Genomic DNA, 18,225 nt, shown 5'->3' with positions numbered 1-18,225 from the left:
CCGTCCGCACGCCGTGCCGGGATTGTCCGAAAGCGCTACGGGGTGTTCTCGATCCCCGCGTCGATCAGGGAACGGACCGTCCCGTCCATCGGCGCATCGGGCAGGGGGCGCCCGTCCAGCGTGTGCACCCGGGCACACAGGGTGATCGACGAGACCAGCCACACCCCGTCGTTCATGACCAGGTCCACCGGGAAGAGGGGCTCGACGGCGGTCGCGACGCCCTTGTCCTCCGCGGCGTCGAACAGGGCGCGCGCCGTGGTGCCGGGCAGGATGCCCTGCTCCGCCGGCGGGGTGACGAGGGTGCGGCCGCGGGCGATCACGACCGTCGCACGCGGCGCCTCCAGCACACGGCCCTCACTGGAGGTGAAGATCACGTCGTCGGCCCCCTGCTCCTGCGCGTACCGCGCGGCCGCCATGTTCACGGCGTAGGACAGCGTCTTGGCGCCGAGGAGGAGCCACGGCGCGTCGGTACCGAGCCCCGTCGAGTAGCCACGGTTGAGAGTGATGGCCGAGACGCCCTCGGTGCGGGCACGCCTCGCCCGCTCGGGCAACGGCGACACGGTGACGTAGGCGGTGGGCGTGCCGGGATCGGACTCGCGCCCCCGGGTGTAGACGAGCCGCAACGCCCCCTCGGCGCCGCCCGCCTCTTCGCCGTACAGCATCGCGGCGCGCTGCATCGCCGCCCACCAGGCGCCGTCGTTCGGTGCGGGGAGACCGAGGGCTGCGGCCGACCGGGCCAACCGATCGAGATGCGCCCGCCCCTTCAGCGGCGCGCCGTCACGGACCAGCACGGTCTCGAAGCAGCCGTCGCCGCGGACCGCGCCGAGGTCGTCGGCGTACAGCAGGGGCGCGTCGGGAGCGCGCACGGAACCGTCCAGAGTGACCACCACGGAAGCCATGGCGGAAACAGTATTCGACGCCGGAGAGGGCCGCGCGGCCAGCGGGGTAAGCTCGGGGAGTGTCGACTGAAGAACATTCCACGTCCGGCATCATGAACCCGGAGGGCACGCCGGATACCGGTGTGACCTGGCACTTCGGGGATCCTTTCGGCGAGCAACGGGCGGCCGAGCGCAGCGCGGCGGTGGTCGACCGCTCGCACCGCCGCGTCATCACCCTGACCGGCCCCGAGCGCCTGTCCTGGTTGCACTCGATCACCAGCCAGCACCTGACGCACCTGCCGGACCGGACCGCCACGCAGAACCTCAATCTCGACGGCAGCGGGCGGGTCCTCGACCACTTCCACCTCATCGACGTGGACGGCACGACGTACCTCGACACCGAGCCCGCCGCGCTCGCCCCGAAGGAGGCGCCGCTCAGCCCGGACCTGGCGACCTACCTCCAGCGCATGGTCTTCCGCTCCGACGTGCAGGTGCAGGCCCGCGACGACCTCGCGGTGCTCACCGTGATCGGGCCGGACGCCGGGACCGTCGCCGCGCAGGTCGAGGGGGTCCGCCGCAGCGAACCGGGCGAGGTGAACCTCATCGTGCCGCGCGAGCGCCTGCGCGCGGACTTCGACGCCCTCGTCGCCGCGGGCGCACGCCCCGCGGGCACCTGGGCCTACGAGGCCCGACGGGTCGCCGCCGCCCGCGCGCGGCAGGGGATCGACACCGACGAGCGGACCATCCCGCACGAGGTGGACTGGATCGCCACCGCGGTGCACCTCGACAAGGGCTGCTACCGCGGGCAGGAGACGGTCGCGCGGGTGCAGAACCTGGGCCGGCCGCCGCGCCGCCTGGTGCTGCTGCACCTCGACGGCTCCGCCGACGCGCGGCCCGCGACGGGCGACCCCGTCACGCTGGACGGCCGCACCGTCGGGCGGCTCGGCACCGTCGTCGAGCACGCCGACTACGGGCCCATCGCGCTCGCGCTGGTCAAACGGTCCGTCCCCGACGACGCGAAGCTCGACGCCGGCGGCGCGGCCGCCGCGATCGACACGGACGTCACGCCCGCCACGGACGCCGGCGAGCAGGCCGGACGGTCCGCCGTCGACCGGTTGCGCGGCCGATGACGGCCGGGCGGGTCCTCGCGGTGTGCGTCGTCGCCGAGGAGCGGCGGCTCGACCCGCGCAAGCCCGATCAGCGCACCGCCATCGACAAGCGGCCCGCCGACGGCCCCGTCGACGTGGGTCCGCTCGGCCCGCTCACCGACCACGTGTGCGACACCCGCCACCACGGCGGCGCGGAGCAGGCCGTGTACGCGTACTCCGAGCACGAGGCGCGCCGCTGGGCCGACGAGCTCGGCCGCGAACTGCCCGCGGGCTGGTTCGGCGAGAACCTGCGGCTCGACGGGGACACCACCGACCTCGTGGTGGGGACGCGACTGCGCGTGGGCGCGACACTCGAGCTCGAGGCGACCATCCCGCGCACCCCGTGCCGCACCTTCGCGTTGTGGTCGGGCGAGGAGGACTGGCTGGCGCGGTTCATGGCGCGCGGCGACTCCGGCGCCTACTTCCGCGTCGTCGCTCCGGGGCCCGTGGCGGCCGGGGATGCGGTCGTCGCCCTGCACGTACCGGAGCACGGCGCGACGGTCCGCGACCTCTTCCGCGCGACGCGGCCCGACCGGTTGCGCGCCCTCCTCAGTGCCGATGACCTGCTGCCGAAGGTCGAACGGGACGCGACGAGGGCCCTCAAACGCGCCGACTGACACCCGGGCGGCAGCACCATCGGCGGGAGCACGCTAAACTGGGCACCAGGAAGAATTAGTAAACGGAGAAAGGGGCCGCCACCCGCCGGGCAATCCGGTAGCTGGCCGCCCCTTCATTGCGCAAGGGGGTCCCCCATGGGCCGCGGCCGGGCAAAGGCGAAGCAGACGAAGGTTGCACGCGAGCTCAAGTACAGCTCGCCCAGCACTGACCTGAAAAGGCTGCAGGACGAGCTGGCGGGTGGCGGGAACGACGAGGCCGATGCTCTCGCCTCGCACCCCGAGTGGAGCGACATCGCGGGTGACCCGTACCGCGAGGATGAGTGGCGCCGCGCCTGACGCGGCCGTACCTCCCCGTTCGTACCCGCCGTTGGGCACCGTGACCCCCGGGTCACGGTGCCTACGGCGTTCCTAGAACTTCGGGTGCGAACCGCTGAGCACAGCTCCGGCGGAGGCCCCGTCGGCCTTCTTGATGGTCCCCAGCACCCAGCTGTCGATGTGGCGTGCCGTGAGCACGGCGAGTGCGCGGTCCACGTCCTCGGGCGCGACGATCGCGACCATGCCGACGCCCATGTTGAAGGTCTTCTCCATCTCGCCCTGCTCCACGCGCCCGCGCTGGGCGATCAGGGCGAACACGGCCGACGGGCTCCACGTGTTGCGGTCCAGCTCGGCGACGAGTCCGTCCGGGATCACGCGCCCCAGGTTGGCGGCCAGCCCGCCCCCGGTGACGTGGCAGAAGGTGCGCACCTGCGTCTCCTGCGCCAGCCGCAGGCAGTCGAGGGCGTAGATGGCGGTGGGCTCGAGCAGTTCCTCGCCGAGCGTGCGGCCGAACTCCTCGACGTAGCCGCCCAGGTCCATGTGCCCCCAGTCGAGCAGCACCTTGCGGGCCAGGCTGTAGCCGTTGCTGTGCAGGCCGGAGCTCTTCATGGCGATCACGACGTCGCCGGCGCGCACATTGTCCGGGCCGAGCACCTCGTCGGCCTCGACGACGCCGACACCCGTCGCGGAGAGGTCGTACTCGCCCTCGGCCATGAGGCCGGGATGCTCGGCGGTCTCGCCGCCCAGCAGCGCGCAACCGGCGCGGACGCAGCCCTCGGCGATGCCGCCGACCAGCTCGGCGACGGTCTCGGGGACCACCTTGCCGACGGCGATGTAGTCCTGCAGGAACAGGGGCTCGGCGCCGGTCACGACGAGGTCGTCGACCACCATCGCGACGAGGTCGATGCCCACGGTGTCGTGCTTGCCGAGGGCCTGGGCGACGGCGATCTTGGTGCCGACGCCGTCGGTCGACGCGGCGAGCACGGGCTCACGGTACTTCTTCAGCGCGAACAGGCCGGCGAAGCCGCCCAGTCCGCCGAGGACCTCGGGGCGGGTGGCGCGCTTGGCGTGCGGCTTGAACAGTTCGACGGCCCGGTCACCGGCCTCGATGTCGACTCCGGCAGCGGCGTACGAGGCACCCTGCGGCGGGTGGGTGTTGGAATCCGTCACGGATGCATAGGCTACCGGACCGCGAGGCCCTGGGCCTCCGCCGGACCGGACGGCTCGCGCCCGGGCGGACCCCGCCGGCGCCCGCGACGGGACCGGGGTCAGGGACGACGCAGCGCGGACGCGTTGTCGTTGTCGGCCTGCAGCGGGTCGCCCTCCGTGCCCGCCTTGAGCATGTTCTCCAGGACGGCCTTGCCCATCGACGTCGACTCGGGCAGCGGGATGGGGTACACCCCGTCGAAGCAGGCCCGGCACATGGACTCGCCGGCGTGCTCGGTGGCGGCCGTCATCTCCTCGAGCGAGATGTAGCCCAGGGAGTCGGCGCCGATCGCGGCGCGGACCGACTCGACCATCGCCTCCACCGAGTCGGCGCCGCCGCCGTTGGCGATGAGCTCGGCCGGCGACGCGAAATCGATGCCGTAGAAGCACGGCCACTTGACCGGCGACGACGCGATGCGGACGTGGATCTCGGCGGCGCCGGCCTCGCGGAGCATCCGGATGAGGGCACGCTGCGTGTTGCCGCGGACGATCGAATCGTCGACCACGACGAGTCGCTTGCCGCGGATCACCTCGCGCAGCGGATTCAGCTTGAGCCGGATGCCCAGCTGGCGGATGGTCTGGCTGGGCTGGATGAAGGTGCGGCCGACGTAGGCGTTCTTCATCAGGCCCTGGCCGTACGGGATGCCCGATTCCTGGGCGTAGCCGACGGCCGCGGGGGTGCCCGACTCGGGCACGGGGATCACGAGGTCGCCGTCGGCGGGGTGCTCGCGGGCGAGGCGGCGACCGATGTCGACGCGGGTCGAGTGCACCGACCGGCCGTGGATCACCGAATCCGGGCGGGCCAGGTAGACGTACTCGAAGATGCAGGTCTTGGGGGTGGGCTCGGCGAATCGCGTGGAACGCACGCCGTCCTCGTCGATCGCCAGCAGCTCGCCCGGCTCGATGTCGCGGACGAAGGAGGCGCCGACGATGTCGAACGCGGCGGTCTCGGAGGCGACGACCCAGCCGCGGTCCAGCCGGCCCAGCGACAGCGGTCGCACGCCGTGCGGGTCGCGCGCCGCGTACAGCGTGTGCTCGTCCATGAAGGTCAGGCAGAAGGCGCCCTTCACCGTGGGCAGCAGCTCCATCGCCGCCTGCTCCAGGGTGCGGTCCGCGGCGGCGTGCGCGAGCAGCGCCGTGAGGACGTCGGAGTCGGAGGTCGCGGCCTTGCTGGGGCGGCCGCCCGCGACCCCGAGCTCGACGGCGCGCTCGGCGAGCTCGGCGGTGTTGACCAGGTTGCCGTTGTGGCCGAGCGCGACGCCGTTCCCCGCGCTGGTGGTGCGGAAGATCGGCTGGCTGTTCTCCCAGGTGGTGGAGCCGGTGGTCGAGTAGCGGCAGTGCCCGATCGCGACGTGGCCGGGCATCGAGCTCAGCGTCTGCTCGTCGAAGACCTGGCTGACCAGCCCGAGGTCCTTGAAGACCAGCACCTGCTGCCCGTCGCCGACGGCGATGCCGGCGGCCTCCTGGCCGCGGTGCTGCAGGGCGTAGAGGCCGTAGTAGGTGAGTTTGGCGACATCCTCGCCCGTCGCCCAGACGCCGAAGACGCCGCACTCCTCCCTGGGCTCCTGCTCCTCGCCGTCATCGAGCGGGGCGCTGGTGTTGACGACGCTGAGCGGAAGCTGCTGCACGGCTGACTCCTGGGGCTGGGGGCGTGGCCTGAACCGATTGTAGGACCGATCCGCCAGCGGAAACGAATCGCCGAGTAGGTTTCTTCCCGGAGCGACGGGGGCGCGGGCCCGCTGCTGGGAGGGGAAGACGCGTGGACCGATCATCGATACGGAGGACGACGGGGTTCCTCGCGGCGCTGGTCATCGTCGGCGGCGGGGTTCCGGGCTGCGCGACGACGGTGGCGGGAACCCCGGTGGCGGGCCAGGCGACGACCGGTGCCCCCACATTCTCGCCCGGGCCGGAGACGCCCCTCGAAGCACCGTCGAACGCTGCGCCGAACCCGGCTCGCCTCGCCGGCATCTGGACCGGCACCTACGTCTGCAACCAGGGCGCGACCGCGCTCTCGTTGACGCTCGCCGACCCCGCGTCCGGCCCGTCCCGGTTCGACTTCAGCGCGACGCCCGGCAACCCCGGGGTGCCGAGCGGCGCGTACACGATCACGATGTCGCTCGACGGTGCGGACCTCGTGCTGACTCCGCTCGCGTGGGTGAACCGGCCGGGGAACTACGAGATGGTGGGGCTGCGGGTGACGGGGCCGATCGACTCGGCGACGACACTCCTGGCCGGGTCCGTCACCTACCCGGGCTGCACGACGTTCGAGGTCCGCAGGAAGGGAGCTCAGTGATGGCGAAGACGATCGATCCCGCGGAGATGCGGGCTTCCGTGCTGGCGGTCCGCGAGTGGATCACCGACGACGACGCACCCGCTCCCCCGCGCGCCGCGGTCGCCGCCGCCGTCCGGTCGACGGCCCGCACCCTGGCGCAGGACGCGCCGGGCGGGTCCGTCGAGGTGCGGGTGCCGCCGTTCGTCGCGGTGCAGTGCATCGAGGGCCCGCGGCACACCCGGGGGACGCCGCCGAACGTCGTGGAATGCGCGCCGCGCGTGTGGTTGCGGCTCGCGACGGGCCTGCTGAGCGTCGACGAAGCGACGGAAGCCGCCGACCTGACGGCCAGCGGCTCCCGCGCGGGTGAGATCGCCCGCTTCCTGCCGATCCTGCGGCTGTAGCCCTACTTCGCGGTGCGCACCTTGTTCGTCGCCGCGGTGAGCGCCTGGGTGAACCCGGCGCGGTCGGCCCGCGCGTTCTCGCTCACCGCGGTCGAGACCAGGAGCACCGTGTAGCCGCGGACCTCCTCGCCGCCGATGATCTGCTCCTGCACGAAACGCGACGTCTCGCCGTCGACGGTGGCGGTGCCCGTGGCCCGGGTGAGCACGGCGCGCGCGCTCTTGGGGGCTCCCGGCAGCGCGATCGGCGTGGACGTCGCGTTCATCACCACGCGGTCGGACGAACCGGGCTTGGGGGTCATCTCGATGCGGATGTTCTCGCAGCCGGCGGGGATGCGCAGCGCGTTCTCCAGGGTGCCGGTCGTCGACAGCGTCTCCGACAGGGAAGCCCGCTTCGCCTCGTTCACCGCCACCACGATCGGCATGCCGGCCGCGCGGTTGAGCGCGCCCCGATCGAGGGCGGGAGCGCAGTGCGCCGGGGTGACCCGGGCGCCGGCCAGCCCGTCGCCGACGGCCGTGGTGATCTCGGAGATGTCCTTCGGGGTCACCTTCTCCACCTGGTAGCCGGCCGGGAACTCGCCCTGCGCGAGAAGCAGCTGCGCGGGCGGCGTCGTCGGCTTCGCGGGTGCGGCGGTCGCGACCGCCGCCGGAGCGGCGACGGCGGAAGCGGCGGCGAGGGCCAGGGCGGTGCGGCGGACGGCGCGCATGAGGGTCTCCTATCGCTGGTCGTGATCGATGTCGAGGATAGTTCATCGCATGTACTGGCCGGTGAACTCCCGACGACCGGGACGTAACGGCACACATCGCACGCCGTCCACGGCGGCGCCCGGCGTGGCGGCGGGGAGCACCGTACGCCGTCCCGATGACTCGATTCGCCCCCGCGCCCCGCGCCGCTTCTGCAAAGCTGCGACCCATGGGTGCCGATGTCGATGCCAGGGTGTTCACGCGCGAGGACCGCATGCGGTTCCGCCGCCAGGTCCAGCGCGGGACGGACGCGATCGCCCGCATGCTGGCCGAGGGCCTGTTCACCGACGACGGCGCGCCGCCGGAGCCGCTGCTCGGCATGGAGGTGGAGCTGAACCTCGTCGACGACGAGATGCAGCCGGCCATGGCGAACGCGGAGGCGCTCGACGCCATCGCCGACCCCGACTTCCAGACCGAGCTCGGCCAGTTCAACATCGAGATCAACGTCGCGCCGCGGCCGTTCGTCGACCAGAGCACGGAGAACCTCGAGGACTCCCTCCGGGAGTCGCTGAACCGGGCCGACGAGCGCGCCCGCGCGGCGGGATCGAACCTGGTCATGATCGGCATGCTGCCGACACTCGAGGAGGAGCACTTCGGCAAGCAGTGGTTCTCCGCGAACCCGCGCTACGACCTGCTCAACGAGCAGGTCTTCGCCGCGCGGGGCGAGGACATCGAGATCGACATCGAGGGGGCCCCGCTGCCCGGCGCGGTCGTCGGGGAGCGCCTCGACATCACCTCGGACACGATCCTCCCCGAGGCGGCGTGCACCTCGCTGCAGTTGCACCTGCGGGTGGCTCCCGAGGACTTCGCGGCGCACTGGAACGCGGCGCAGGCCATCGCGGGCGTGCAGGTGGCGATCGCGGCGAACTCGCCCTTCCTCGCCGGCAAGGCGCTGTGGCACGAGACCCGCATCCCACTGTTCGAGCAGGCCACCGATACCCGGCCCATCGAGCTGCGCAATCAGGGTGTGCGGCCGCGGGTCTGGTTCGGCGAGCGGTGGATCACGTCCACCTTCGACCTGTTCGAGGAGAACACCCGCTACTTCCCGGCGCTGCTGCCGGTGTGCAGCGACGTCGATCCGCTCGAGGTGGTCTCCCGCGGCGAATCCCCCGAGTTGCCCGAGCTGCGCATGCACAACGGCACCGTCTACCGCTGGAACCGCCCCGTGTACGACGTGGTCGACGGGCACGCGCACCTGCGGGTGGAGAACCGGGTGCTGCCCGCGGGCCCGACGGTGGTGGACACGATGGCGAACGCCGCGTTCTACTACGGTGTGGTCCGCTCGCTGGTCGAAGCCGACCGCCCCATCTGGACCCAGATGAGCTTCGACGCGGCGACCGAGAACCTGCACTCCGGCGCCCGCGACGCCTTCGATGCCGGCCTGTACTGGCCGAACGTCGGCTGGATCCGCCCCGACGAACTGGTGCTGCGACGTCTGCTGCCGCTCATGGACGCGGGCCTCAAGGCGTACGGCGTCGGTTCGAAGTCGCGCGAACGGTACATGCAGGTGCTCGAGGGGCGCTGCATCCAGCGGCAGACCGGCTCGTCGTGGCAGCGGCAGGCCGTCGCGAACCGCGAGGCCGCGGGCGAGTCCCGTGAGCAGGCCCTGCGCGGCATGCTCGCCGACTACGTCCAGCTCATGCACGAGGGGAACCCCGTGCACACCTGGGAGGCGTGAGCGCGCCGCGCAGCGGTCAGCGGCGCAGCACGAAGAAGAACGGCGGCACGTCGCGCAGGTCCATGACGCCCAGCAGAGTGGCCCCGTCGACGCGCCGGAAGTGATCGTTGATGGGCAGCGCGTCGTAGCTCATCGTGGCGGTGACGACGCCGCGGTGCTCCATCATCCGCAGCCGCGCACGGGGTTTCGTCGTGCGCACCAGGCGCAGTCCGCGGCGGGCCAGCGGCGCGGTCGCGGTGAGCAGTCCGCGTGGCAGCCGCATCGACGCCCCGAGCGGCATGGCGGCGGGGTTCACCGGGAACGGGCCGCGCGGGCCGTCGAAGACGAGCGGCTGCACGTCGTTCGCGGAGGCGAAGCGCTTGCCGTGCCAGCCGTAGAGCTCGAGGAGGCCGTCCATGGGGTGGCCGGTGTCCAGGCCCTCACCGCGCCAGTCGCCGAGGATGTCGGCCACCTGCACGGCGGGCAGTGCGTCGTAGAGCGCGAAGGCCTCGGTGGCGGTGCCCGCGGCCTGCAGCCGGTCCAGTTCCGCCGCGGGCGATCCGGGGTTCGGGCTCATCGGTCCTCCTCGTCCGCTCCTCGTTCCGACGGTACGCTCACCCGCCGAGCAGGTGCGCGAGCGCATCGTCCACGCCCGGGTAGCGGAAGGCGTGGCCGCGCCGCTCCAGCTCGGCGGGGCGTACCCGCTGGGAGGCGAAGGCGAGGTCGTCGGCGCCCTCCCTGCCCAGGAGGAGCGCGGGCCCGAAGGCGGGGACGGGGAGCAGCGTGGGCCGGTGCACGGCCCGGCCGAGGGCACGGGTGTACGCCGCGTTGCGGACCACGCCCGGCGCGACCGCGTTGACGGCCCCCGACAGGCCGGTGTCCCACAGGGCGCGGTGGTAGACGTCGACGAGGTCGTCGATGCTCACCCACGGCTGCCACTGGCGGCCGTCGCCGAGCCTGCCGCCGAGACCCGCACGGAACAGCGGCAGCAGCAGCTCGAGGGTCCCGCCCTGCGGCGCCTGGACGATTCCCGTACGCACGGTGACCACGCGGGTCCCGTCGCCCGCCCCGTCGTGCGCGGCGTCCTCCCAGCGGCGCACCACGTCGGCGAGGAAGTCGGGCTCTGTGGGGGCCGCCGACTGCTCGGTGAGGATCTCGTCGCCGCGGTCGCGCCCGTACCAGCCCACGGCGGACGCGCTGACGAACACCGGCACCCCCGCCTGCGCGGCGGCGCGGGCCAGCAGCCGCGTCGGCTCGATCCGGCTCGCCGCGATGCGCTCCTTGTGCGCCGCGGTGAACCGGCCGGCGATGCTCGCGCCGGCGAGGTGGATGACGGCGTCCACGCCCTCCAGGGCGGCGGGGTCCGGCGCGGCGGGGTCCCAACGGCGTTCGTCGGGCGACTGCGGCTCGCCGCGGACCAGCCGGAGCACTCGGTGCCCACCGGTACCGAGGAACGCCGCGAGATCGGTCCCGACGAGGCCGGACGCGCCGGTGACCGCCACCGTGGACGGTGCCAGGCCCGCGTCGGCGGCCCGACGGTGCGCCGCCAGGTCCCCGGCGAGGCGCCGGTACCGGAAGGCGATGACCTCGGAGAGCAGGCGCTCGGGAACGGGTGTCTGCACCTCGTCCGTCACCCGGGTCCGGTCGGCGCCGACGGGTTCGAAGCCGTGCACGTGCCGCCACGGGAACAGGCCGGCGGGCAGCGTCCGGACGCCGTCCGCCGTGACCTCGTCGACGAATCTCCGCCCCGGGACGTATCCCTCCGGATCGTGCGCGGCGCGCCAGCGCAGTCCCCCGGGCAGGTCGATCACCGTCACGCCGTCCGCGAGCGACGTGGCCTGCGAGCGGAGCCGCATCGGCAGCCAGGGTGCCTGCAGCCGGGCGAACGCCCCGGGCCGCGAGAACCACTCGAAGACCTGGTCGATGGGGGCGTCGATGACGGCGGATCCGTGAATTCCCATGGCCCCACGCTAGCCCCGGGCCCCCGCGAGCACACCGTGGGAAATCTCTCCGCCCGCGATCCCATCCGGGGGCGCCGCGGCTCCGAATGAGGGGCATGAACGACGCGAACAGACGTTTCGCCGTGATCGGCAGCGGGGTCAGTGGGCTGGTGGCGGCGCACGAGCTGAGCCGGACGGCACGGGTCACCCTGTACGAGCGCGACACCCGTCTCGGCGGCCACGCGCACACGCACACGGTCGATCTCGGGTGGGAGACCCCGGTGCGGGTGGACTCGGCGTTCCTCGTGCACAACGACCGCACCTATCCCGTCCTGTGCCGCCTGTTCGAGGAGCTCGGGGTCGCGACCCGCGATGCCGAGATGAGCATGTCGATCCGCGACGACGTGCGCGGCGTCGAGTTCGCCGGCGGCAAGGGGATCCGCGGCCTCGTGCCGACGCGGCGGCACCTCACCGACGCCGGCCACCTGCGGCTGCTCGCCGAGGTGCCGCGCTTCCACCGGCGCGCGCGGCGGCACCTGGACGACGGTGCGCCCGACGTCCCGCTCGGCGAGTTCGTCCGGCGCGAGGGCTTCGGCGATCGACTGGTGGAGGGCTTCCTCCGCCCGCTCGTCGCGGCGGTGTGGTCGTGCCCGCCCGACGGCGTGGACGCCTATCCGGCCCGGTACCTGTTCCGGTTCCTCGCGAACCACGGCATGCTCTCGGTCGGGCACTCGCTGCAGTGGCGCACCGTCGTCGGCGGGTCCGCGCGGTACGTCGAGGCGGTCGCGGCGGGCATCGCCGACGTGCGGGCCGGCACCGGTGTCCGCGCTCTCGTCCGTACGGGGCGGGGCGTGCGGATCGTCGACGACACCGGTACCGCGGAGGAGTTCGACGGTGCCGTCGTCGCCGTCCACCCGCACCAGGCGCTCGCGCTCCTGGACGCGCCGACGCCCCTGGAGCGCGCGCTCCTGGGCGCCATCGCCTACACACCGAATCCCGCACTGCTGCATACCGACACGTCGCTGTTGCCGCGCACTGGGAACGCCCGCGGTTCGTGGAACTACCTCGCCACGAGCGACGGCAGCCGGGTCTGCGTCACCTACGACGTGACCCGCCTCATGGGGTTGCCGCGGGGCGGCGAGACCGCCCTGGTGACCCTCGGCGGCGAGGGCCTCGTCGACCCCGCGCGCGTCCTCGCCGAGCTGCCCTACGAGCACCCCGCGTTCACGGTCGAATCGGTCGCCGCGGCCGAGCGTCTGGACGGGATCTCCGGTCCGGGGCTCGCTTTCGCCGGCGCGTACCACGGCTGGGGGTTCCACGAGGACGGGGCGGCCTCGGGGCTGCGCGCCGCCCGCCGCGTCGCCGGGGGTGCGCCGTGACCCGGTCGCCCGCCATGTACGACACCGAGATCGGGCACCTGCGGCGCTCGCCCGTCGAGTACGGCTTCCGCCACCGGAGCGCGAGCTGGTTCATCGATGTCGACGCCCCGCCGCGGGTTCCCCGGTGGTTGCGCCCGCTGGTGTCGTTCCGGGCCGCCGACCACCTGTCCCCCGTCGCCGACGGTGCCGACACCCTCCGCGGCCGGGTGGAGCGGACCCTCCGCGAACACGGCACCGAGGCCCCGGGCGGGGCGATCACGGCGCTCCTGAACGCACGCTGCCTGGGCTACGTGTTCGACCCGCTGACGGTGTTCTGGTGTCACGACGCGACCGGTGACGTACGGGTGATCGTCGCCGAGGTGCACAACACCTACAGCGGCCGCCACGCGTACGTGCTGGGGCCCGAGGCACAGTCCGGCGCGTCGGTGGCGAAGGCCTTCTACGTCTCCCCGTTCCACCCCGTGGACGGCGTGTACCGGCTCCGGATGCCCGAGCCGGACGGCGAGCTCTCCATCGACGTGGTGCTCGAGCGACCGGGCCGCGCCCCCTTCACCGCCCAGTGGCGCGGCACCCGCAGGACCGCCACGCCGGGGCGGATCCTGCTGGCGCAGTTGCGTGCCCCGCTCGCACCACTCGTCGTCGCCGCCCGGATCCGCCGGCACGGCATCCGCCTGTGGGCCTCCGGCCTGCCGCTCGTCCCCCGCTCCGACTCCACCGACCAGAAAGCGCACCCGTGACCGTCGACCTCGCACCCCACAGTTCCCGCACCGGCCACCTCGGCGTTCCCGTCCCCACCGGGCTCCGCGCCCGCGTCCTCGGCCGCGCGGCGCGCGCCCTGCTCGTCCGGGCCGCGGCGCGCAGCGGTGTCGTCCTCACGACCGCGGCCGCCCCGGTCGCCGCTGGCCCGGCGATCGTCCTGCGCGCCCCCGATGCCGTGCACCGCAGGATCGGTACCGCCCGGCTCATCGGCTTCGGCGAGTCCTACGTCGCCGGGGAGTGGGACTCCCCGGACCTGGTCGCGGCGCTCACCGCGCTGGCCACGCGGATGCCCGAGCTGGTGCCGCCGTGGCTGCAGATCCTGCGGGGGCTCGCCGCCACGACCCGGCCCGACACCGAGGTCGGCACGCCCGATCACGCGCGGGACAACGTCTCCCACCACTACGACCTGTCGAACGAGCTGTTCGCGCGGTTCCTCGACCCGACGCTCACCTATTCGAGCGCGCTGTTCTCCCCCGCCGAGATCGCGGACGGCGAGCCCGGCGTGACCCGCGCCGGCGCCGCCGGCGAACCCCGCTGGGAGGCACTGGAGGGTGCGCAGCACGCCAAGATCGACCGACTCCTCGACGCCGCCGGTGTCGGCCCCGGCACCCGCCTGCTCGAGATCGGGACCGGGTGGGGCGAGCTCTGTCTGCGCGCGGCGGCGCGAGGCGCCGTCGTGCGCTCGGTGACGCTGTCGACGGAGCAGCGCGCCCTCGCGCTGGAACGGGTCACGGCGGCCGGGCTGTCCGACCGGGTGCGGATCGACCTGCTCGACTACCGCCGCGTCGACGGCGTGTACGACGCCGTGGTGTCCGTCGAGATGATCGAGGCCGTCGGCGCCGCGCACTGGGGCGAGTACTTCGCGACGCTGGCGCGGCTCGTCGCGCCGCGCGGCCGGATCGCGCTGCAGGCCATCACGATGCCGCACGACCGGATGCTCGCCACGCTGCGCACGTACACGTGGATCCAGAAGTACGTCTTCCCCGGCGGGATGCTCCCGTCCACCGAGGCGATCGCCGCGGCCGCCCGGACGGCGGGCCTCACCGTCCGCTCCCGGCACCGGTTCGGCACGCACTACGCGCAGACGCTGCGCCTGTGGCGCGAGCGCTTCCTCGCCGCCCCGGACAACCTGCCGCCGCCCGCGGACGATCCGGAGTTCCGGCGGCTGTGGGAGTTCTACCTCGCCTACAGCGAGGCCGGGTTCCGGTCGGGGTACCTCGACGTGCAGCAGATCGTGCTCACACCGGAGGTGCTCCGATGAGCGGATTCCCGATGGTGACCGTCGCCTCGATCGCGGCCCTCGCCGTCGTCCAGGCGATCACCTTCCTCGTCGGCCGCCGGATCGGCCGGTACAACGTGGTCGACGTCGCGTGGGGCGCGGGCATCGTCGCCGTCGCCTGGATCGCGGTGGCACTGGGCGGCGGCGACCGTGGCCGCGCTCTCCTCGTGGCCGCGCTCGTCTCGGTCTGGGGCCTGCGCCTGTCGTGGCACATGTGGGTGAAATCCGCGGGCAAGGGCGAGGATCCGCGCTACACGGACATGCTCGACCGGGCGGGCGGCGGCACAGCGACGGTGATCCGCAAGGTCTTCGCCGTCCAGGGCGCGGCCCAGTGGTTCGTCGCGCTCCCCGTGCAGGTCTCGGGCACCGCCGGGCCGACCACGGGGCCGTGGACCGCCGTCCTGGTGGCGGGTCTCGTCCTCGCCCTGGCCGGGATCGGCTTCGAGGCCGTCGGCGATCACCAGTTGCGGACCTTCAAGGCGGATCCCGCGCACCGCGGGCGGATCATGGACCGCGGCCTGTGGGCGTGGACCCGGCACCCCAACTACTTCGGCGACGCCTGCACGTGGTGGGGGATCTGGCTGATCGCGGCGAGCGCGTGGCCGGGTGTGCTCACCGTGCTCTCCCCCGTCCTCATGACCTACTTCCTGGTGTACGCCACCGGCGCCCGGCTGCTGGAGCGGTTCATGCACGACCGTCCCGGATGGGACGCGTACGCCGCCCGCACGTCCTTCTTCGTCCCCCGACCTCCCCGAGGAGAGAACCGATGATCCGCACCGCCCGCTCCACCGCCCTCGCCTGCGCCACCGCCCTCGTCGCCGCGGGCGCCACCGCGGCACCCGCCGCCGCGGCACCCCTCGGCCCGGTCACGAAGGTCGACGTCGCGCGCTACGTCGGCACCTGGCACCAGCTCGCCGCGATGCCCGCGCCGTTCAGCGTCCAGTGCGCGCGCGACACCACGGCGACGTACCGCGTCCTCGACGCGACCAACGTCTCCGTCCACAACACGTGCACCACCTGGACCGGGGCGACCTCGTCGATCCGGGGCAACGCCCGCGTCACCGACCCCCGCACCACGGCGCAGCTCCACGTCTCCTTCCCCGGCGTGCCGACCCAGGACGGCCTCGACGGCCCGCCCAACTACGTGGTCGCGGCGCTGGCACCGGACTACTCCTGGGCGTTCGTCGGCGATCCGGCGCGACGCAGCGCCTTCGTGCTGTCCCGGACGCCGGCGGTGCCCGCCGCCCGGTGGGCGCAGCTCCGGGCCACGGCGGAGCGCCTCGGCTACCACCCCTGCACGATCCTCAGCACACCCACCACCGGCGGACTCGAGCGGATCGCGCCACTGTGTGCGCTCCCCTGACGGCGCCCCGTCCCGCGCTCCGTAGCCGGTCCGTGGTGCCGGGAACCGGTAACGTACCGCGGGACGAAGGAGGCACGCGGATGACACGTGCGCGAACCGAGGCCGACGACCTGCTCGTCCGCACCGCCGCAGGCGATGTGGGCGCCTTCCGCGAGCTGTACGAGCGCACCGGCCGACTGGTCTTCGGTACGGCCCTGCGGGTCATCGGGGACCGCGGCTACGGCGAGGAGATCACCCAGGAGGTGTACCTCGAGGCGTGGCGCAAGGCCACCGAGTTCGATGCGGCCCGCGGCTCGGCCGAGTCCTGGCTGGTGACCATCGCGCACCGCCGCTCCGTCGACCGGGTGCGCTCCGAGCGGTCCCGCGGCGAGCGCGAGAACAGCTTCGCCCACGCGAGCTACCAGCGGCCCCACGACGTGGTCGCGGAGACGAGCGAGCAGCGTGCGGACTCGGGCGCCGTGGTCGACTGCCTCGACACCCTGAGCACGCCGCAGCGCGACGCCCTCACCCTCGCCTACTACGGGGGACACACCTACCGCGAGGTCTCGGAGCGCCTCGACGCCCCGCTCGCCACGGTCAAGAGCCGCATCCGCGACGGCATCGCGCGGCTGCGCCGCTGCCTCGAACCGCTCGGGGTCCCGTCATGAGCGACGCACCCGCGGGGACCGGCAACGGCGACGCACTCCTCGACGACGCCGAGGTCTACGCCATCCACGCCCTCGCCCCCGAGGAACGCGCGACCGTCGAGGCGGTGCGCGGGGCGGCGGCCGCCGATGTGCGCGCCGAGTTCGACGCCCGGGTCGACGCGGTGCGCGAGACCATGGCGGCTCAGGCCGCCCAGCACGGGGTCGAGCCGCCCGCGGAGGTCTTCGACCGGGTCCTGGCGCACGTCGTCGACGATCCCGGCGTCACGCCGATCCGCCGGCGCACCCGACCGTCGCGCACGGCGCTGCGCGCGGCCGCCGCGGCCGCGGTCGTGGTGGTCGCCCTCGCGGCCGGCGTCGTCCTCGGGCGCTCCGTCCTCGCCGGGCGGGAGGGTCCGGCACCGTCGGAGACCGAGATCGTGCTGGCGGCTCCCGACGCCCGGACCGCGCAGGCGCGCGTCGGCGACGCGACCATCTCGTTCATCTACTCGCGCGAACGCAACGCGGGCGTGGTCCTGATGAACGACGTGCCGCCGCCGCAGGACGGCACCGTGTACCAGATGTGGCTGATGGATCCGGGCGGCGGCGCCCGCTCGCGCGGCACGATGACACAGGCCGACGTGCGGCCGACGACGACGGCCGCGGTCACGTCGATCGACGGCGCGGAGTCCTTCGGGATCTCGATCGAGCGCCCCGGCGGTGCGGCGACCCCGTCGGACCGGATCGTGACGACCCTGCCGATCGCGCCGCGCTGACCCGGGAGGGGTCAGCCGACCCTGCCGACGCCGACGTAGCCGTAGTCGCAGCGCAGTTGCGCCTCGGTGAGGGGGAACTCCGGGCGCCACCGGCCGTACCGCACGAGGCCGGGCTCGAGGATCTCGGTGCCGTCGAACCACGAGAGGATCTCGGCGCGCGGGCGCAGGTGCAGCGGGGTCGAGGTGTGCTCGTACCGCCGTCGCACCCAGTGCAGCTCGGCCGCGATCTCGGGGTGCGTGGAATCGTCGGAGACCTGCGACAGCGCGATCATGCTGCCCGGCGCCAGCGCCGACCGGTACCGGCGCAGCAGGCCGCCGGGGTCGTCCTCGTCCCCGACGAAGACGAAGGTGCCGACGGCGAGCAACCCGACGGGCCGGTCGAAGTCCAGAAGGCCGCGGGTCACGGGGTGCTCGAGCACCGCACCGACGTTCCGGACGTCGAGTTTGAGGGCCGCCGCGCGGGGATCGTCGCCGACGAGCTGGCGCGCGAGTTCGAAGGCGATCGGCTCCCGGAGGACGAAGACGGTGCGGGCCGACGGGTGGACGATCTGCGCGAGCTGGTGCACCGTGCCACCGGCGGTGATGCCCGATCCGAGGTCGAGGAACTGGTCGATGCCCGTGTTCGCCATGGTCTGCACCGCGCGCCTCGCGAAGGTCCGGGTGAGGCGCGCGCCGAGCGCCCAGTGCGGCGCCTCGCGGGCGATCTCCTCGCCGGCGTCGCGGTCGACGGGGAGGTAGCTGGTGCCGCCGAGGAAGTAGTCGTACAGCCGTGATCCGTTGGGCCGGTCCATGTCCAGCGGGGAGGTCGACGGCACGCCGGCCGAGTCAGGGTTCGTCATTGCAACGTCGAATCTAATCGAACCTCCCGTTC

General features: G+C 73.3%; 20 protein-coding genes. 13 read left to right on the top strand and 7 right to left on the bottom strand.

What is annotated here, in order from left to right; translation table 11 throughout:
* Positions 1-35: 35 nt before the first annotated feature.
* Positions 36-899, bottom strand: coding sequence for an aminodeoxychorismate lyase (locus tag ELY19_RS11685; RefSeq protein ID WP_126196351.1), 864 nt, complete (start codon positions 897-899; stop codon positions 36-38).
* A gap of 92 nt (positions 900-991) precedes the next feature.
* On the opposite strand from ELY19_RS11685, the gene ygfZ reads away from it, so the two are divergent.
* The 3 genes from ygfZ (at position 992) to ELY19_RS11670 (ending at position 2,979) form a co-directional block, all read left to right on the top strand.
* Complete coding sequence (ygfZ, locus tag ELY19_RS11680) at positions 992-2,008, top strand: CAF17-like 4Fe-4S cluster assembly/insertion protein YgfZ (protein ID WP_126198807.1); 1,017 nt, start codon at positions 992-994, stop codon at positions 2,006-2,008.
* On the top strand, positions 2,005-2,643 hold the full coding sequence (locus ELY19_RS11675; protein ID WP_126196350.1) for an MOSC domain-containing protein: 639 nt from the start codon (positions 2,005-2,007) through the stop codon (positions 2,641-2,643). The genes ygfZ and ELY19_RS11675 overlap by 4 nt, the downstream gene beginning before the upstream one ends.
* A 135-nt stretch (positions 2,644-2,778) precedes the next feature.
* A complete protein-coding gene (locus ELY19_RS11670; protein WP_126196349.1) occupies positions 2,779-2,979 on the top strand; it encodes a DUF3073 domain-containing protein in 201 nt (66 codons plus the stop codon).
* A 72-nt stretch (positions 2,980-3,051) separates the two neighbouring features.
* Here ELY19_RS11670 and purM read toward each other — a convergent pair whose 3' ends face one another.
* The gene (gene purM / locus ELY19_RS11665; RefSeq protein WP_126196348.1) at positions 3,052-4,128 is read right to left on the bottom strand and encodes a phosphoribosylformylglycinamidine cyclo-ligase; all 1,077 of its coding nucleotides are present in this window, start codon (positions 4,126-4,128) and stop codon (positions 3,052-3,054) included.
* A gap of 98 nt (positions 4,129-4,226) precedes the next feature.
* The gene (gene purF / locus ELY19_RS11660) at positions 4,227-5,792 is read right to left on the bottom strand and encodes an amidophosphoribosyltransferase (protein WP_126196347.1); all 1,566 of its coding nucleotides are present in this window, start codon (positions 5,790-5,792) and stop codon (positions 4,227-4,229) included.
* A 131-nt stretch (positions 5,793-5,923) separates the two neighbouring features.
* On the opposite strand from purF, the gene ELY19_RS11655 reads away from it, so the two are divergent.
* On the top strand, positions 5,924-6,457 hold the full coding sequence (locus ELY19_RS11655) for a frataxin family protein (protein WP_126196346.1): 534 nt from the start codon (positions 5,924-5,926) through the stop codon (positions 6,455-6,457).
* The gene (locus ELY19_RS11650; protein ID WP_126196345.1) at positions 6,457-6,837 is read left to right on the top strand and encodes a sterol carrier family protein; all 381 of its coding nucleotides are present in this window, start codon (positions 6,457-6,459) and stop codon (positions 6,835-6,837) included. The genes ELY19_RS11655 and ELY19_RS11650 overlap by 1 nt, the downstream gene beginning before the upstream one ends.
* Before the next feature lie 2 nt (positions 6,838-6,839).
* Here the strand turns inward: ELY19_RS11650 and ELY19_RS11645 are convergent, their stop codons facing one another.
* The gene (locus tag ELY19_RS11645) at positions 6,840-7,541 is read right to left on the bottom strand and encodes a hypothetical protein (protein WP_126196344.1); all 702 of its coding nucleotides are present in this window, start codon (positions 7,539-7,541) and stop codon (positions 6,840-6,842) included.
* Positions 7,542-7,747: 206 nt separating this feature from the next.
* Between ELY19_RS11645 and ELY19_RS11640 the strand changes: the two genes are divergently transcribed.
* A complete protein-coding gene (locus ELY19_RS11640; RefSeq protein ID WP_126196343.1) occupies positions 7,748-9,256 on the top strand; it encodes a glutamate-cysteine ligase family protein in 1,509 nt (502 codons plus the stop codon).
* 16 nt (positions 9,257-9,272) lie between these two features.
* On the opposite strand, the gene ELY19_RS11635 is transcribed toward ELY19_RS11640, so the two are convergent.
* Both ELY19_RS11635 and ELY19_RS11630 read right to left on the bottom strand, forming a co-directional pair.
* Complete coding sequence (locus ELY19_RS11635) at positions 9,273-9,812, bottom strand: DUF4334 domain-containing protein (protein ID WP_126196342.1); 540 nt, start codon at positions 9,810-9,812, stop codon at positions 9,273-9,275.
* A gap of 37 nt (positions 9,813-9,849) precedes the next feature.
* Complete coding sequence (locus tag ELY19_RS11630) at positions 9,850-11,196, bottom strand: TIGR01777 family oxidoreductase (RefSeq protein WP_126196341.1); 1,347 nt, start codon at positions 11,194-11,196, stop codon at positions 9,850-9,852.
* 95 nt (positions 11,197-11,291) lie between these two features.
* On the opposite strand from ELY19_RS11630, the gene ELY19_RS11625 reads away from it, so the two are divergent.
* From ELY19_RS11625 to ELY19_RS11595, 7 genes are all read left to right on the top strand, one after another.
* Complete coding sequence (locus tag ELY19_RS11625) at positions 11,292-12,554, top strand: NAD(P)/FAD-dependent oxidoreductase (protein WP_126196340.1); 1,263 nt, start codon at positions 11,292-11,294, stop codon at positions 12,552-12,554.
* 14 nt (positions 12,555-12,568) lie between these two features.
* Positions 12,569-13,291 (top strand): DUF1365 domain-containing protein, encoded by a 723-nt coding sequence (locus ELY19_RS11620; RefSeq protein WP_126198806.1) that lies wholly within the window; start codon positions 12,569-12,571, stop codon positions 13,289-13,291.
* Positions 13,288-14,574 carry a class I SAM-dependent methyltransferase gene (locus ELY19_RS11615; RefSeq protein WP_197716019.1) on the top strand — a complete coding sequence of 429 codons (1,287 nt, stop codon included), beginning with the start codon at positions 13,288-13,290 and terminating at the stop codon, positions 14,572-14,574. The genes ELY19_RS11620 and ELY19_RS11615 overlap by 4 nt, the downstream gene beginning before the upstream one ends.
* On the top strand, positions 14,571-15,362 hold the full coding sequence (locus tag ELY19_RS11610; protein WP_126196339.1) for a DUF1295 domain-containing protein: 792 nt from the start codon (positions 14,571-14,573) through the stop codon (positions 15,360-15,362). The genes ELY19_RS11615 and ELY19_RS11610 overlap by 4 nt, the downstream gene beginning before the upstream one ends.
* Positions 15,359-15,955, top strand: coding sequence for a lipocalin family protein (locus ELY19_RS11605; protein ID WP_126196338.1), 597 nt, complete (start codon positions 15,359-15,361; stop codon positions 15,953-15,955). The genes ELY19_RS11610 and ELY19_RS11605 overlap by 4 nt, the downstream gene beginning before the upstream one ends.
* 80 nt (positions 15,956-16,035) lie before the next feature.
* On the top strand, positions 16,036-16,602 hold the full coding sequence (gene sigK / locus ELY19_RS11600) for an ECF RNA polymerase sigma factor SigK (RefSeq protein WP_126196337.1): 567 nt from the start codon (positions 16,036-16,038) through the stop codon (positions 16,600-16,602).
* The gene (locus tag ELY19_RS11595) at positions 16,599-17,354 is read left to right on the top strand and encodes an anti-sigma factor (RefSeq protein ID WP_126196336.1); all 756 of its coding nucleotides are present in this window, start codon (positions 16,599-16,601) and stop codon (positions 17,352-17,354) included. The genes sigK and ELY19_RS11595 overlap by 4 nt, the downstream gene beginning before the upstream one ends.
* Before the next feature lie 11 nt (positions 17,355-17,365).
* Here ELY19_RS11595 and ELY19_RS11590 read toward each other — a convergent pair whose 3' ends face one another.
* Positions 17,366-18,193 (bottom strand): SAM-dependent methyltransferase, encoded by an 828-nt coding sequence (locus tag ELY19_RS11590; protein WP_126196335.1) that lies wholly within the window; start codon positions 18,191-18,193, stop codon positions 17,366-17,368.
* Positions 18,194-18,225: the final 32 nt, after the last annotated feature.

Origin of the sequence: Tsukamurella paurometabola (assembly GCF_900631615.1) — a bacterium.
GTDB lineage: Bacteria > Actinomycetota > Actinomycetes > Mycobacteriales > Mycobacteriaceae > Tsukamurella > Tsukamurella paurometabola_A.
Note: the sequence above shows the minus strand (reverse complement) of the source record. Positions and strands in the feature narration are given on the sequence as shown.

What these genes read in the sequence shown, in the direction of transcription:
- ELY19_RS11685 (WP_126196351.1), bottom strand. Translation starts at nt 899, where the DNA reads ATGGCTTCCGTGGTGGTCACTCTGGACGGTTCCGTGCGCGCTCCCGAC.
- ygfZ (WP_126198807.1), top strand. Translation starts at nt 992, where the DNA reads ATGAACCCGGAGGGCACGCCGGATACCGGTGTGACCTGGCACTTCGGG.
- ELY19_RS11675 (WP_126196350.1), top strand. Translation starts at nt 2,005, where the DNA reads ATGACGGCCGGGCGGGTCCTCGCGGTGTGCGTCGTCGCCGAGGAGCGG.
- ELY19_RS11670 (WP_126196349.1), top strand. Translation starts at nt 2,779, where the DNA reads ATGGGCCGCGGCCGGGCAAAGGCGAAGCAGACGAAGGTTGCACGCGAG.
- ELY19_RS11650 (WP_126196345.1), top strand. Translation starts at nt 6,457, where the DNA reads ATGGCGAAGACGATCGATCCCGCGGAGATGCGGGCTTCCGTGCTGGCG.
- ELY19_RS11645 (WP_126196344.1), bottom strand. Translation starts at nt 7,541, where the DNA reads ATGCGCGCCGTCCGCCGCACCGCCCTGGCCCTCGCCGCCGCTTCCGCC.
- ELY19_RS11640 (WP_126196343.1), top strand. Translation starts at nt 7,748, where the DNA reads ATGGGTGCCGATGTCGATGCCAGGGTGTTCACGCGCGAGGACCGCATG.
- ELY19_RS11635 (WP_126196342.1), bottom strand. Translation starts at nt 9,812, where the DNA reads ATGAGCCCGAACCCCGGATCGCCCGCGGCGGAACTGGACCGGCTGCAG.
- ELY19_RS11630 (WP_126196341.1), bottom strand. Translation starts at nt 11,196, where the DNA reads ATGGGAATTCACGGATCCGCCGTCATCGACGCCCCCATCGACCAGGTC.
- ELY19_RS11625 (WP_126196340.1), top strand. Translation starts at nt 11,292, where the DNA reads ATGAACGACGCGAACAGACGTTTCGCCGTGATCGGCAGCGGGGTCAGT.
- ELY19_RS11620 (WP_126198806.1), top strand. Translation starts at nt 12,569, where the DNA reads ATGTACGACACCGAGATCGGGCACCTGCGGCGCTCGCCCGTCGAGTAC.
- ELY19_RS11610 (WP_126196339.1), top strand. Translation starts at nt 14,571, where the DNA reads ATGAGCGGATTCCCGATGGTGACCGTCGCCTCGATCGCGGCCCTCGCC.
- ELY19_RS11605 (WP_126196338.1), top strand. Translation starts at nt 15,359, where the DNA reads ATGATCCGCACCGCCCGCTCCACCGCCCTCGCCTGCGCCACCGCCCTC.
- sigK (WP_126196337.1), top strand. Translation starts at nt 16,036, where the DNA reads ATGACACGTGCGCGAACCGAGGCCGACGACCTGCTCGTCCGCACCGCC.
- ELY19_RS11595 (WP_126196336.1), top strand. Translation starts at nt 16,599, where the DNA reads ATGAGCGACGCACCCGCGGGGACCGGCAACGGCGACGCACTCCTCGAC.
- ELY19_RS11590 (WP_126196335.1), bottom strand. Translation starts at nt 18,193, where the DNA reads ATGACGAACCCTGACTCGGCCGGCGTGCCGTCGACCTCCCCGCTGGAC.